The sequence below is a fragment of the Micromonospora sp. WMMD1155 genome (assembly GCF_029581275.1).
Taxonomy (GTDB): Bacteria; Actinomycetota; Actinomycetes; order Mycobacteriales; family Micromonosporaceae; genus Micromonospora.
Genome location: NZ_CP120742.1, coordinates 1,552,396 through 1,564,683, shown reverse-complemented (window position 1 = coordinate 1,564,683; position 12,288 = coordinate 1,552,396). Strand labels below are relative to the sequence as shown.

Here is a 12,288-nt window from a genome sequence, read left to right as displayed (position 1 = left end):
CCCCCGCCAGCGCGCCCTGGTAGGAACGACGAATGGCGCGCAGCATCGCACGGAACACCCGGGTCGACCGGGACGACCTGCTCGACTTCCTCCGGCCGCGACACCGCGTCGTGCTGATGACCACCCGGGCCGACGGGCGACCGCAGTCCTCCCCGGTCTCCGCCGGCATCGACGGGCAGGGCCGGCTGGTCGTCTCGACCTACCCCGAGCGGGCCAAGGTGACCAACATCCGCCGCGACCCCCGGGTGTCGGCGTGCGTGCTCAGCGACGACTGGAACGGCCCCTGGGTGCAGATCGACGGCACCGCCGAGGTGCTCGACCTGCCCGAGGCGCTGGAGCCGCTGGTCGACTACTTCCGCAGCATCTCCGGCGAGCACCCGGACTGGGACGACTACCGGGCGGCGATGGTGCGCCAGGGGAAGTCGCTGATCCGGGTCACCATCGACGCGTGGGGCCCGATCGCCACCGGAGGCTTCCCCGCGCGCCTCGCCGACTGACCGGCAGTCGCGGCCGTCAGTCGGTCAGCGCCGCGTAGACGAGCTGGCGCAGCTGTGAGCGGAGCGGGTAGGTGCTCGACGGCATCAGCTGGGTGAACAGCAGCGCGGTGATCTCCTCGGCCGGGTCCACCCAGAACGCGGTGCTGGCCACCCCGCCCCAGTAGTACTCGCCGACGCTGCTCGGCACCCGGCTGGGGATCGGGTCCTCGACGACGGCGAAGCCGAGGCCGAAGCCGATCCCGTCCAGGGTCGTCTCGGCGAAGCCGCCGGTGGACAGGGTGCCCAGGTCCTGCCCGCCGGGCAGGTGGTTACGGGTCATGAACCGCACCGTGCGGGGCCCGAGCAGGCGGACGCGGTCCAGTTCACCGCCGCGCAGCAGGAGTTGGGTGAAGCGGTGGTAGTCGGCGGCGCTGGAGATCAGACCGCCTCCACCGGACAGCAGGGCGGGCTTGCGGAACGCGAGTGCGCCGAGGCTGTCGTAGCGGACGGCCTTCCCGCTACGCGGGTCCGGTACGTAGAGCGCGGCCATCCGGTCGGCCTCGTCGCCGTCCACCCACCAACGGGTGTCGGTCATGCCCAGCGGGCCGAAGATCCGGTCGGCGAAGAACGCGTCGAGGCTCTGCCCGGAGATCACCTCGACGAGCCGACCGAGCACGTCGGTGGCGACCGAGTAGCCCCAGGCGGAACCGGGCTGGAACAGCAGCGGCAGCTCGCCGAAGACCGCGCAGGCGCCGGCCAGGTCGACGTCCGCCGGCGGGTACAGGTCGTAGCCGGCGGCCCGGTACAGGCCGTCGACCACCGAGGTCTGCATGAAGCCGTACGTCAGGCCGGCCGTGTGGGTGAGCAGGTGCCAGACCCGGATCGGCTCGGTCGCCGGCACCGTGTACGGCTTGAGCACCGACCCCTTGGAGTAGACCCGCAGGTCGGCGAACTCGGGGAGCCAGCGGCTGATCTCGTCGGTCAGCTCGAACCGACCCTCCTCCCAGAGCATCATCGCCGCGACCGAGGTGACCGGCTTGGTCATCGAGTAGATCCGCCAGAGCGTGTCCGCCTCGACCGGCGCGCCCGACTCCCGGTCCCGCAGCCCGCACGTCGAGGAGTGCGCCACCTCGCCGCGGCGGGTGACCACGACCTGCCAACCGGCCAGTCGGCCGTCGTCCACGTACCGGCCGAAGTGCTCGTCGATCCGCGCCAACCGCGCCGGGTCGAAACCGATCTGATCCGGGTCCTTGCCTCGGGCCACACTCACGCCGCCGAACCTACTCGCCGGTACGGCCGGACCGGAAGGGGGGCCGACACCTGTCGGGCCGGCAGCCGATCGTCGCCGGTGACCACTAGCCTGGCCGGATGCCGGAGTCGACCGAGGACGTGACCTTCCGCAACGAGGACTGGTACGCCGAGGAGTTGACCGACCGGCACTTCGTGGGTTGCGAGTTCTTCGACGTCGACCTGACCGAGGCGGTGAGCCGGGGAGCGGTCTTCACCGGGTGCACGTTCGGCAACGTCCGGTTCAACGCGTCCCGACATGTCGACTCGGCCTTCACCCGTTGCGTCTTCCGCCGGTGCAACTTCTTCGAGGCCGAGTTCACCGGCTGCAAACTGGTCGGCAGCACCTTCGCCGAGTGCGACCTGCGCCCGTTGACAGTCGACGGCGGTGACTGGTCGTTCGTGGCGTTGCCCGGTGCCGACCTGCGAGGCGTCCGGCTGACCGGGGTGCGGATGCGGGAGGTGGACCTGACCCGCGCCAACCTGACCGGCGCCACCGTCACCGGCGTCGACCTGTCCGGCGCGCAACTGCTCAACGTGCGGCTCGGCGGGGCCGACCTGAGGGGCAGTGATCTCACCGCGCTCGACCCGACGGTGGTCGAACGGGCCGGCGCCATCGTCGACGTCGAGCAGGCCGTCGTCATCGCGCAGTTGCTCGGTTTCCGGATCGGCTGACCCGGGCGGCGCTCGTGGCCTGCCCAAGTGCCCACCCGCGCGGGCGTGGTCAGGTGGCATCGCCGGGATGCGGGCTGGACACGTCCGGCAGTCCGGATCTAGCGTGTCGTCCACACCGGTACGAACGCGAAACGGCCCACAGTGGACGGTGTGATTCGCTGTCGTCGGCGGCGGCCGGGTGGTGGAGTTGGAGGGGTCGGTGGCGGACGAAGACCGCACGCGGACTGATTCGGGTGCTGGGGACGCATCGGCGAAGCACCGCCCGGGTGCCGCCGCCTCCGGGCAGACCCGCACCGCGTCGCGCCGGTTCGCCCGTGCCCGACAGCGCCGTCGGTGGGCCGTGGAGGGGGTCGCCGCACTCGCCTGCCTGGCGGCGTTGATCTCGTACCTCGGCATCCGGTCGGACCCGGCGCCCGACGACGAGCAGGCGGCTCGACCGGACGGTGTGACCGGGGTCGCCGCCCGTTCTCCCGGTTTCCCGGCCACCGACGGGCGCACCGCTGACGCGGGGGTGGCGGAGCCCGGCCTGCGTCCGCGCCAGCGTCCGCCCTCGCCGGACCCGACACCGTCGGCGACCGCCCCGGCCCCGCCGCCGGCACAGCAGCCGCCGGTGCTGTCGGTGACCCGGGCCGAGATGCCCGCCGAGGTCGACCTCACCGCCGTGGGCACCCGGGACTGGATGCACTGGGGGCAGCGCGGGGCCGACTCGTCGGTCCGCAAACGTGCGGGCTCCGGCGAGATCGTCGACGAGGGCGGTGCCGGCACCCGGGTCGCCTGGGACGGCAACCAGGAGCACATCAGGTGGTCCGACGGCTCGTCGCAGCGGTCGGCGCGGGACAGCGCCGACGGTGTCTACACCTGCGGTGCCGGCAACGGGTTCTCCCTGTCGGTGGCCGGCAGCGGTGAGCCGCGCACGGTCCAGCTCTACGGCGGCACCTGGATGGCCCGGGGGCGTCTGGAGGCGCGGCTGTCCACCGGCGGGCCGGCCGGCAGCGTGGCGCTGGAGGACCCGTACACGAGCAAGAGCGCCCAGTTCACCGTCACGTTCACCGTGCCGAAGGGCGCCCGACTGCTGCTGACCTGGAAAGTCGAGAAGGTCTTCACTCCGCACTGCGGCAACGTCGGTCTCCAGGCCGTGGCGGTGCGCTGACCGGCCGATCGCTGCGCGGCCGCACAGCGGGGACAGTTTGTCCGTCGCCGACTGTCGACCAGGCCGTAGCTTTCTGCTGTCCCCATCCAACCATCCAGTGTGGAGGCAGTGGAGATGAGCAGTAGTACCGCCCACCGCATCCGTCGCGCCGCTTCGTCCGGTGCCGGTGCAGCGTCCGGGGAGGGGCTCCGCGACATCCCCCTGCCGCCGTACGTGACGGGCGAGGACACCCAGTTCGCGGTGCGGGCCGTGGTGGTGCACGCCCCTCGGAGGTGGTCCGGGGGAGTTGTCTGCCGCAACGATGCCAGCCCACATCCGTGCCGCCTGCACCGCTGGGGCACCCGGGTGCTGGCGCTGCGCGGGCTGCGGGCCGCCGAGATCGCCGCGCTGATCGAGCGCGGTGACCCGACGGCGGTGGTCCCCCCGCCGGACCGTCCGGCCTGAGGCCGCGTTACTGCCAGCCGGGCTACGTGGGCCGTCCGACCGACTTCTCGTGCCCGCCCCAGTAGTGCCGCTGCGCGCCCATCACCAAGGGGGCGACCAGGGCGGCGAGCGCCCCGCCGAGCAGCGGGAAGACGATGAACACCCAGAGTTGCCGCAGGGCCACGCCACCCTCGAAGACCGCCGGGCCGAACGCCCGGGCCGGGTTGACCGCCGCACCGGTCAGCGTCACGCCGACCAGTTGGGTCGCCGCGAGGGCCAACCCGATGGCCACCCCGGCGGTACCCGGGTTCTCGCTCCGACTGGTCACCACCAGGACGACGAGGACGAACAGGAATGTCAGCACGACCTCCAGTACCGCCGCGCCGCCCCGGTTGATGTGGGCGCCGTAACCGTTCGTGCCCAGCGCCCCGGTCTGGTCCGCGACGTCACCCCAACGCGTCAGCGCCCAGAGCACGAAGGCGGCCACCGTCGCACCCACGAACTGGGCGATCCAGTACGCCACCGCGCCGAGCACCGAGATCTTTCCGGAGAGCAGGACGCCGAGGGTCACCGCCGGATTGACGTGACTGCCGGAGAGCGGGCCGATCGTGTAGACGAGCGCCAGCATCACGAACCCGAACGACAGGGCGACCACCACCACGCCACCCTGAACCCGCGCGGCGACCGCGCTGCCCACTCCGAAGAAGACCAGCAGCAGAGTGCCGAGGAACTCAGCCGCGTACCGCCGGAAGTCGCTCATTCACTCAGCGTAGGCGCAGGTCAGGGGGGTGTTGGCAAAAGTCTGTGATCGGCGCGACGGCCGACGGCGGGCACAGCGGTGCCGGGCTCGGCGTTGCACACCACGTGGACACCCACCCCGTGGACGTCGTGGTGATCGGCGCCGGTCAGGCCGGCCTGAGCGCCGGCTACCACCTGCGCCGCACCGGCTTCCTGCCCGGCGCCGGCTTCGTCATCCTCGACGGCGACGACGGGCCGGGTGGGGCGTGGCAGCACCGCTGGCCGACGCTCGTCTTCGACCGCGTGCACGGCTTCCACGACCTGCCCGGGCTGCCTCTTCCGCCCGTGCAGCCCCACCGCCCGGCGGCCGAGCAGGTACGCGCCTACTTCGCCGCGTACGAGAAGACGTTCGACCTGCCGGTACGACGGCCGGTGCGGGTCCGTGCGGTGCGCTCCCGTCCGGACGGGCGGCTGGACGTGCACACCGACCAGGACCGGTGGATCGCCCGGGCACTGATCAACGCGACCGGCACCTGGACCAGGCCGTTCTGGCCGCACTACCCGGGTCGGGAGTCGTTCCGGGGCCGGCAACTGCACACTGCCGACTACCGGGGGCCGGCCGAGTTCGCCGGGCTGCGGGTGGTGGTCGTGGGCGGGGGAACCTCCGCCGTGCAGCTGCTCGGCGAGGTCTCCACCGTCGCGGCGGCCACCACCTGGGTGACCCGTCGACCGCCCGAGTTCCGGGACGAGGAGTTCGGCCCGGAGTCGGGCCGCGCCGCGGTGGCCCGGGTGGACGAGGCGGTCCGGGAGGGCCGCCCACCGGGCAGCGTGGTGGGCGTGACCGGGCTGCCGGTCACGCCGGAGGTACGCCGGCTGCGTGAGCGGGGCGTCCTGGACCGGCTACCCGTGTTCGACCGGATCACACCCGACGGGGTGGCCTGGGCGGATGGGCGCTTCGTGCCGGCGGACGTGATCCTCTGGTGCACCGGCTTCCGTGCCGCCATCGACCATCTCGCCCCCCTGGGGCTGCGCGCGCCGGGCGGCGGTATCACGATGGACGGCACCCGGGTGGTCGCCGACGAGCGGGTTCACCTGGTCGGTTACGGCCCCTCGGCCAGCACGATCGGCGCCAACCGGGCCGGTCGCGCGGCGGTCAACGAGATTCGCGCCCGGCTCGCCCCGGCCCCCGCCCTCGACTGATCCGGCTCTATTTGACGGATCGCCGGTCAGCGGGCACGGTGGTGGTGGCGGGGCCTGCAGCTGCCCCGATGTCGATGCGACGGCGATGGCCGTTCGCCCCTTCTGTCGCCTCCCCGGTGTGCTCGTACGCGGGCCGATCGTTCGGTCTGCGAAGGTTCCGACCGGGAGCCGAGATTCCACGAGGAGTTCCGCTCATGCTCACCATGACCGACAATGCCGTGCTCGTCATCCGTGACCTCGCCAACCAGCAGGACGTCGCCGAGGGCGGCGGAGTGCGGATCGCCGCCGACACCGAGGCCGGCTCGCTCACCGTGGAGCTGGTGCCCGAGCCGGTGCAGGGCGATCGGGTGGTCGACAACCAGGGCGCCCGCATCTTCCTGGACGAGGACGCCGCCGAACTGCTCGGCGACGCCTCGGTGGACGCCACCGTCGACGACGAGGGCATCATCCAGTTCGGCTTCACCGAGAAGCAGTAGCCACCCGTCTCACCGCAGCGAGCGCCCGCGCTGCGGCGGACCGGGCCGGTGGTGCCGGCTCGGTGCGGTGTCGCCGTCCGGGCGCGACAGCGTGGCGAGCACGTACGCCAGGTGGTGTGAGGTGCTCCAGGCCGCCCAGTTGGCGGCCGAACCGGCACCGGCGCCTCGGCGGGCCCGGCGGGCCAACTCGTGGTCGCCCCAGGAGAACGCCGCACCGGTGCTCGGCCAGTGCGACGCCGACACCAACGTTCGGCACAGGTCGGCGAACCGCTCCTCGCCCCGGCCACCCCTGCGTGCCCAGCGGTAGACCCACCAGCTGCCGTCGTCGGTGTACCGCACCGTCGGCAGCCGGTCACCGGGGTCACCGGTGCCGGGAACGGCCGGGTGGACCCCGTAGTCGCCGTAGTCGACCCCGACGTCGGCCAGCCGCTGCCAGAGCTGCCAGTCCCAGCGTTCCAGCCGGACCGGCTCGTCGGTCGGCAGTCGGGACAGGGTGGGCGGCATGCCGCCCGCTGCCACGGTCACCGACCGCCAGGCGTGCCGGCGCGCCCAGTCCAGCAGACGGCGTACCCGTGGCTCGGCCACCCGCACATCCGCCGGGCAGCACACGTCTCCCGCGTCCACCAACAGGTCGCACTCCTCCGGGGCGAGGTCGGTGGACCGCCAGACCCGTTCGACGGCCGCGGTGCTCGCGTCCGGCCCGGCCCGGTCCTGTGCGGCCCGCAGGCGGACCAGCGCCCGCCGACCGCAGGCCCGCGCCGCCGCGCCGTGCGCGACCAACCGGTGGTCGCTCTCCGCGAGACCGATGACCGGCACCAGGGGTACGCCCCAACGACTCAGCTCCGCCGCGCGGCCGTCGGGAATGCCGCTGACGTCGACGGCCGGCAGCAACCCGGCCGGTAGTCGGCGGAGGGAATCCAGTGTGGACCGGTCGATCGTGCCGATCTCCAGGATCGGGGCGACGAGTGTGGTGGCCGTGGGGTCGAGGTGGCTCAGGGCGTCCAGCTCACCTCGACGGCAGGCGAGGATGGGGCGGTAAACCGGTTCCGCCGCCCGGCTCCCGTGGGCGGGCACCATACTTCAATCTAGCCAGGCATAGGCATATGTCACAGCTCGTGGAGTCGGAATTCGGCTGCGCGACTGTCGCCTGCGCGACTACCATCCTCCGATGCCCGAGCCAGCGCACCGATACCGTTCCGACGACGAGGACAGCGCCCGGTGGGCCGGATTCCCGTTCCGCGACGGCGACATCGTGATCAGTACCCGGTCCAAGAGCGGCACCACCTGGATGCAGATGATCTGCGCGCTGCTGGTGCTGGGCACTCCCGAGCCGCCGGCGCCGCTGAACGTGCTGTCGCCCTGGCTGGACTGGCTCGCCGAGCCCCGGGACGTGGTGTTCGACAGGTTGGCCGCGCAGCCGCACCGGCGGTTCATCAAGACACACACCCCACTGGACGGGGTACCCCTCGAACCCCGGGTGCACTACGTGGTGGTGGCCCGGCACCCGTTGGACATGGCGGTCTCCCTCTACCACCAGGCGGGCAACCTGGATCGCGTACGCCTCGCCGAGCTGACCGGCCAACCTGCCCCGTCCGGGCCGACCCGCGAGCGCGCGCCGGTGGAGCAGTGGCTGCGCAGCTGGGTCGACCACGAGGTGGACCCGCGCGCCGAGCTGGATTCGCTGCCCGGGGTGCTGCTGCACCTGAACGACGCCTGGGCGCGTCGACACGAGCCGAACGTCGAGCTGGTGCACTACGACGACCTGCTGGCCGACCTGGGTGGTGAGATGCGCCGGCTCGCCGAGCGATGGGATCTCCCGAGCCCGGGGCCGGACCTGGTCGAGGCGGCGACCTTCGGTCGGATGCGGGAACGCGCCGACCGGCTCGCTCCGGACACGCTCGGCGTGCTGCGCGACCGCCGGGCCTTCTTCCGGCAGGGCGGCTCGGGGCAGGGCCGCGATCTGCTGGACGCCGACGACCGGGCCCGCTACGAGAAGCGCGTGGCCGCGCTGGCCCCGCCCGACCTGCTCACCTGGCTGCACCGCTAGCCCCTCCGCCGACCCTGCGCGGGTGGGGTGGGGTGGAACGAGCGCGCGGCGCCGTTGGACCGTGGTCGCAACGTCGCCGCGCTCTGGCCGTCTCCCACCACCGCAGCCGTTCGGCGGTACGCCGGCGGGGACCTGGCTCGACCGGCTGTTCGTGCCGGTCGGGTTGTCGATCCCCGGTCCGGGCGGGTCCAAACCCGCCGGACGTGGGGAATTCCACCATCTGCGAGTCCCGGCGTGGCGTACTGCCGAACGGGGTATGAGCGTCGGCATGGAGCATTTCACGATCGCGACGGTCGCCGAGAAGAGCCCGGATTTCCGGCGGGTGCTGTGGACCGGTGAGCACACCCAGTTGGTCATCATGACCATCCCCGCCGGTGGCGAGATCGGCGAGGAGGTCCACGAGGGCATCGACCAGATCCTGACGTTCGTCAGCGGCGTCGGCGAGGCCCGGGTCGCCGGCGAGAAGCGGAAGGTCGCCGCGGGCGATCTGGTCGTGGTGCCGTCCGGCACCACGCACAACTTCGTCAACACCGGGCCCAACCCGCTGGTGCTCTACACCGTCTACGGCCCGCCGGAGCACGCCGACCAGGCCGTGCACCGGACCAAGGAGGAGGCCGACGCGGCGGAGGCGGCGGGCGAGGACGAGCCACCGACCGAGTGATCGGGCCGCCGGCTGCCTGATCCGGCCCCACGTGGGTACCCGCGGCGGGTGGAGCAGCAGCCGGCGATCTCCGACTACGGATTCCTCTCGGACTCCCGTTCCGGTGCCCTGGTCGGCAAGGACGGGTCGGTCGACTGGTGGTGCCCGCACCGGTTCGACGGGACGTCCGTGTTCGGGCGACTGCTCGACCCGGGGGCCGGGCACTTCAAGCTGGCACCGGTGGGCGTCGGCGGACCGGGGCATCGGATGGAGCGGGCGTACCTGCCGGACTCCCTGGTGCTGCGGACGGTGCACCACACGCCGCAGGGCAGTGTGGCGGTCACCGACGCCCTCGCCGCCGAGGTCGGGGCCCGTGCGCACGAGTTGGGCAAGAACTCGCCCGCCGTGCTGATCCGGGTGGTGCAGGGGCTGTCCGGGCGGGTACGAATGGCGTTGGACTTCGCGCCCCGACCGGAGTACGGGCTGCTCACGCCGTACTTTCACGAGCAGCCGGACGGCGGCGTGCTGGCCGGCGCGGGCCCGGTGGTGCTGGTGTTGCGCGCCGACGATCTGGACCTGCGGGCGGACGTCGACCGGGTGCACCACGAGTTCGAGATCTCCGCCGGTCAGGTGATCGGGATGGACGCGGCGTTCGGTGAGGTGTACGGCAGCCCGCCGGCCCGGATTGAACCGCTGGCCGCCCTCGCCGAGACGACGCGGGCATGGCAGGCGTTCCGCGACACGCACATCTACAAGGGTCGGTATCCCGAACTCGTCCGGCACAGCGCGGCGGTCCTGACCGGCCTCACGTACGCCCGCAGTGGCGCGGTCGCCGCCGCGCTGACCAGTTCGCTGCCCGAGCAGATCGGTGGCGACCGGAACTACGACTACCGCTACTCCTGGCTGCGGGACTTCTCGTTGACGATGCGCGCGCTCTGGGTGGCGGCCTGTCCCGAGGAGACGTCCCGGCTGTTCGCCTGGGCGGCCCGCTCGATCGGCCGGTTCGGCGACGAACCCGTGCCGGTGCTCTTCGGGTTGGAGGGCGAGCGGGACATCTCCGAGCACCACTGCGACCACCTGCGCGGATACCGCGACAGCAGGCCGGTCCGGGTCGGCAACGACGCCTGGCGGCAGCGGCAGCTCGACGTGCCCGGGGAGGTGATGTCGGCGGTGTGGCGGCTGCGCGACTACCTCGGCGCGAGGTTCGACGGTGAGCTGGAGGAGATGGTGCTCGGGTTGACCGACCAGGTGGCCGCGACGTGGCGCATGCCCGACCGGGGCATCTGGGAGACCCGGGACGAGGAGCGCCACTACGTCTCGTCGAAGGTCTCCTGCTGGCTGGCGCTGGACCGGGCGGTGGGGCTCGCCGACCGGCTCGGCGACCGGGCCGACCCACGTCGCTGGGCCGCGGTACGCGACGAGATCCGGGACACCGTGCTGCGCGAGGGGTGGAACGAGCGGATCGGGGCGTTCACCGGGGCGTTCGGGTCGCCGGAGCTGGACGCCTCGGTGCTCGCCATGCCGGTGGCGCGTTTCCTGCCGGCCACCGACCCGCGGATGCGCTCCACCATCGAGTTGGTCGAGCGTGCCCTGGGCACCGAGAGCGGGTTGCTGCGGCGGTGGACGACCGACCCGGCCGGCTTCCTGCTGTGCTCGTTCTGGCTGGTGGAGTGCCTGGTGATGGCGGGGGAGCCGAAGCGGGCCGAGACGCTGTTCGAGCGGGTGGTCGGATTCTCCAACGACCTGGGACTGTTCAGCGAGCAGATCGACCTGACCACCGGGATGCAGCTCGGCAACACCCCACAGGCGCTCTCGCACATCGGGCTGATCAACGCGGCCTGGCGGTTGACCGAGCCGAACAGTTTCTGACCGGCCCCGCCCACCGGCTCAGCCCAGCACGGGTACGCCGGACACGTCGACGGTGTCCGGATACTTCAGCCCGGCCCCGGTGTTGAGCACCACCACCCGTTCACCGGCCCGGATCCACCCGCCGGCGCGCAGGTGCCGGGCCGCCGTCAGGCAGGCCGCGCCCTCCGGGCACAGCAGCAACCCCTCCCGGCCGGCGAACTCCCGCAGGTCGGCCAGCAGTTCCGCGTCGTCCACGGCGACGGCTGTGCCGGACGACTCGCGCAACGCCGCCAGGATCAGTTCGTCGGCCAGCGGGGCCGGCACGGTGATGCCGAACGCCACGGTGTGCGCGTCCTCCCACGGTTGCGCCCGGTCCTCACCGGCGGCGAACGCCCGGACGATCGGCGCGCAGCCGCTCGACTGCACCGCCACCAGTCGAGGCAGCTTGTCGCCGATCCAGCCCAGCTCGCGCAACTCGTGCATCGCCTTGTGGATGCCGATCAGACCGACACCGCCGCCCGTCGGATAGATGATCACGTCCGGGATCTGCCAGCCGAGCTGCTCGACGATCTCGTACCCCATCGTCTTCTTGCCCTCGAGCCGGTAGGGCTCGCGCAGCGTGCCGGCGTCGAAGATGGTTCCGTTCGACTCCGCGATCAGCTCGGCCACCCGCCGTCCGGCGTCGCTGATCAGCCCGTCGACCAGGCGCAGATCGGCACCGGCGGCGATGCACTCGCGTCGGCAGATGCCCGGCGCCTCCAGCGGCATGACGATCGTCGCGCCCATCCCGGCCCGCGCGGCGTACGTGGCCCAGGCCGACCCGGCGTTGCCGTTGGTGGGCATCGCGATCCGCTCGACGCCCAGCTCGCGGGCCCGGCTCACCCCGACCGCCGCGCCGCGTGCCTTGAACGAGCCGGTCGGGATCAACCCCTCGTCCTTGACCAGCAGGTCGGTGATGCCGATCTCGGCGCCGTACGCCGGGGCGCGCAGCAGCGGCGTCCAGCCCTCACCGAGCGTCGTCACGTGCCGCGGGTCGGCGACCGGCAGCAGTTCCCGGTAGCGCCACAGGTCGGCCGGACGCAGCGGGAAACGTTCCGGGGTGACCGCCTTCGCCACCGCCGGCAGGTCGTAGCGGGCCAGCAGCGGTGAGCCGCACTCGCAGAGGTTCTGCAACCGGTCGGCCGCGTGCTCCCGGCCGCAGCGCGGGCAGTCCAGGTGGGTCAGGTACACGTCGCTCCTCGCCGTCAGACCGCGTCGACGCTCAGCCAGCGCCGGCTGCGCCGCCCGTCGTCGCCGGTACTCCTCCAACCGGTCGGTCACACCCGCAT

Annotated in this window: 13 protein-coding genes; 9 read left to right on the top strand and 4 right to left on the bottom strand. The window is 72.5% G+C overall.

Annotated elements, in window-relative coordinates; all coding sequences use genetic code 11:
• Positions 1-32 precede the first annotated feature (32 nt).
• The gene (locus O7617_RS06865; RefSeq protein WP_145785295.1) at positions 33-497 is read left to right on the top strand and encodes a PPOX class F420-dependent oxidoreductase; all 465 of its coding nucleotides are present in this window, start codon (positions 33-35) and stop codon (positions 495-497) included.
• Positions 498-513: 16 nt separating this feature from the next.
• On the opposite strand, the gene O7617_RS06860 is transcribed toward O7617_RS06865, so the two are convergent.
• Positions 514-1,746: a serine hydrolase domain-containing protein gene (locus tag O7617_RS06860; RefSeq protein ID WP_282262274.1), complete on the bottom strand. Its 1,233-nt coding sequence runs from the start codon at positions 1,744-1,746 to the stop codon at positions 514-516.
• A 98-nt stretch (positions 1,747-1,844) separates the two neighbouring features.
• On the opposite strand from O7617_RS06860, the gene O7617_RS06855 reads away from it, so the two are divergent.
• The 3 genes from O7617_RS06855 to O7617_RS06845 all read left to right on the top strand — a co-directional run bounded on the left by O7617_RS06855 (position 1,845) and on the right by O7617_RS06845 (position 4,032).
• On the top strand, positions 1,845-2,438 hold the full coding sequence (locus tag O7617_RS06855; RefSeq protein ID WP_282262273.1) for a pentapeptide repeat-containing protein: 594 nt from the start codon (positions 1,845-1,847) through the stop codon (positions 2,436-2,438).
• Between the two features lie 199 nt (positions 2,439-2,637).
• Positions 2,638-3,588 carry a hypothetical protein gene (locus O7617_RS06850; protein ID WP_282262272.1) on the top strand — a complete coding sequence of 317 codons (951 nt, stop codon included), beginning with the start codon at positions 2,638-2,640 and terminating at the stop codon, positions 3,586-3,588.
• Positions 3,589-3,702: 114 nt separating this feature from the next.
• Positions 3,703-4,032 carry a hypothetical protein gene (locus O7617_RS06845; protein WP_282262271.1) on the top strand — a complete coding sequence of 110 codons (330 nt, stop codon included), beginning with the start codon at positions 3,703-3,705 and terminating at the stop codon, positions 4,030-4,032.
• Positions 4,033-4,054: 22 nt separating this feature from the next.
• On the opposite strand, the gene O7617_RS06840 is transcribed toward O7617_RS06845, so the two are convergent.
• Complete coding sequence (locus O7617_RS06840) at positions 4,055-4,771, bottom strand: aquaporin (RefSeq protein ID WP_282262270.1); 717 nt, start codon at positions 4,769-4,771, stop codon at positions 4,055-4,057.
• Positions 4,772-4,815: 44 nt separating this feature from the next.
• On the opposite strand from O7617_RS06840, the gene O7617_RS06835 reads away from it, so the two are divergent.
• Both O7617_RS06835 and O7617_RS06830 read left to right on the top strand, forming a co-directional pair.
• Positions 4,816-5,949 carry an NAD(P)-binding domain-containing protein gene (locus O7617_RS06835; RefSeq protein ID WP_282262269.1) on the top strand — a complete coding sequence of 378 codons (1,134 nt, stop codon included), beginning with the start codon at positions 4,816-4,818 and terminating at the stop codon, positions 5,947-5,949.
• Positions 5,950-6,143: 194 nt separating this feature from the next.
• Complete coding sequence (locus O7617_RS06830) at positions 6,144-6,425, top strand: adhesin (protein WP_282262267.1); 282 nt, start codon at positions 6,144-6,146, stop codon at positions 6,423-6,425.
• A 9-nt stretch (positions 6,426-6,434) separates the two neighbouring features.
• Here O7617_RS06830 and O7617_RS06825 read toward each other — a convergent pair whose 3' ends face one another.
• Positions 6,435-7,502 carry a hypothetical protein gene (locus O7617_RS06825; RefSeq protein ID WP_282262266.1) on the bottom strand — a complete coding sequence of 356 codons (1,068 nt, stop codon included), beginning with the start codon at positions 7,500-7,502 and terminating at the stop codon, positions 6,435-6,437.
• Between the two features lie 91 nt (positions 7,503-7,593).
• On the opposite strand from O7617_RS06825, the gene O7617_RS06820 reads away from it, so the two are divergent.
• The 3 genes from O7617_RS06820 to O7617_RS06810 all read left to right on the top strand — a co-directional run bounded on the left by O7617_RS06820 (position 7,594) and on the right by O7617_RS06810 (position 10,981).
• The gene (locus O7617_RS06820; RefSeq protein WP_282262265.1) at positions 7,594-8,472 is read left to right on the top strand and encodes a sulfotransferase domain-containing protein; all 879 of its coding nucleotides are present in this window, start codon (positions 7,594-7,596) and stop codon (positions 8,470-8,472) included.
• 268 nt (positions 8,473-8,740) lie between these two features.
• Positions 8,741-9,133 (top strand): cupin domain-containing protein, encoded by a 393-nt coding sequence (locus O7617_RS06815; RefSeq protein WP_282262264.1) that lies wholly within the window; start codon positions 8,741-8,743, stop codon positions 9,131-9,133.
• A 48-nt stretch (positions 9,134-9,181) separates the two neighbouring features.
• Positions 9,182-10,981, top strand: a complete 1,800-nt coding sequence (locus O7617_RS06810; RefSeq protein ID WP_282262263.1) for a glycoside hydrolase family 15 protein — start codon at positions 9,182-9,184, stop codon at positions 10,979-10,981.
• Between the two features lie 18 nt (positions 10,982-10,999).
• On the opposite strand, the gene O7617_RS06805 is transcribed toward O7617_RS06810, so the two are convergent.
• The gene (locus O7617_RS06805; protein WP_282264659.1) at positions 11,000-12,190 is read right to left on the bottom strand and encodes a threonine synthase; all 1,191 of its coding nucleotides are present in this window, start codon (positions 12,188-12,190) and stop codon (positions 11,000-11,002) included.
• Positions 12,191-12,288: the final 98 nt, after the last annotated feature.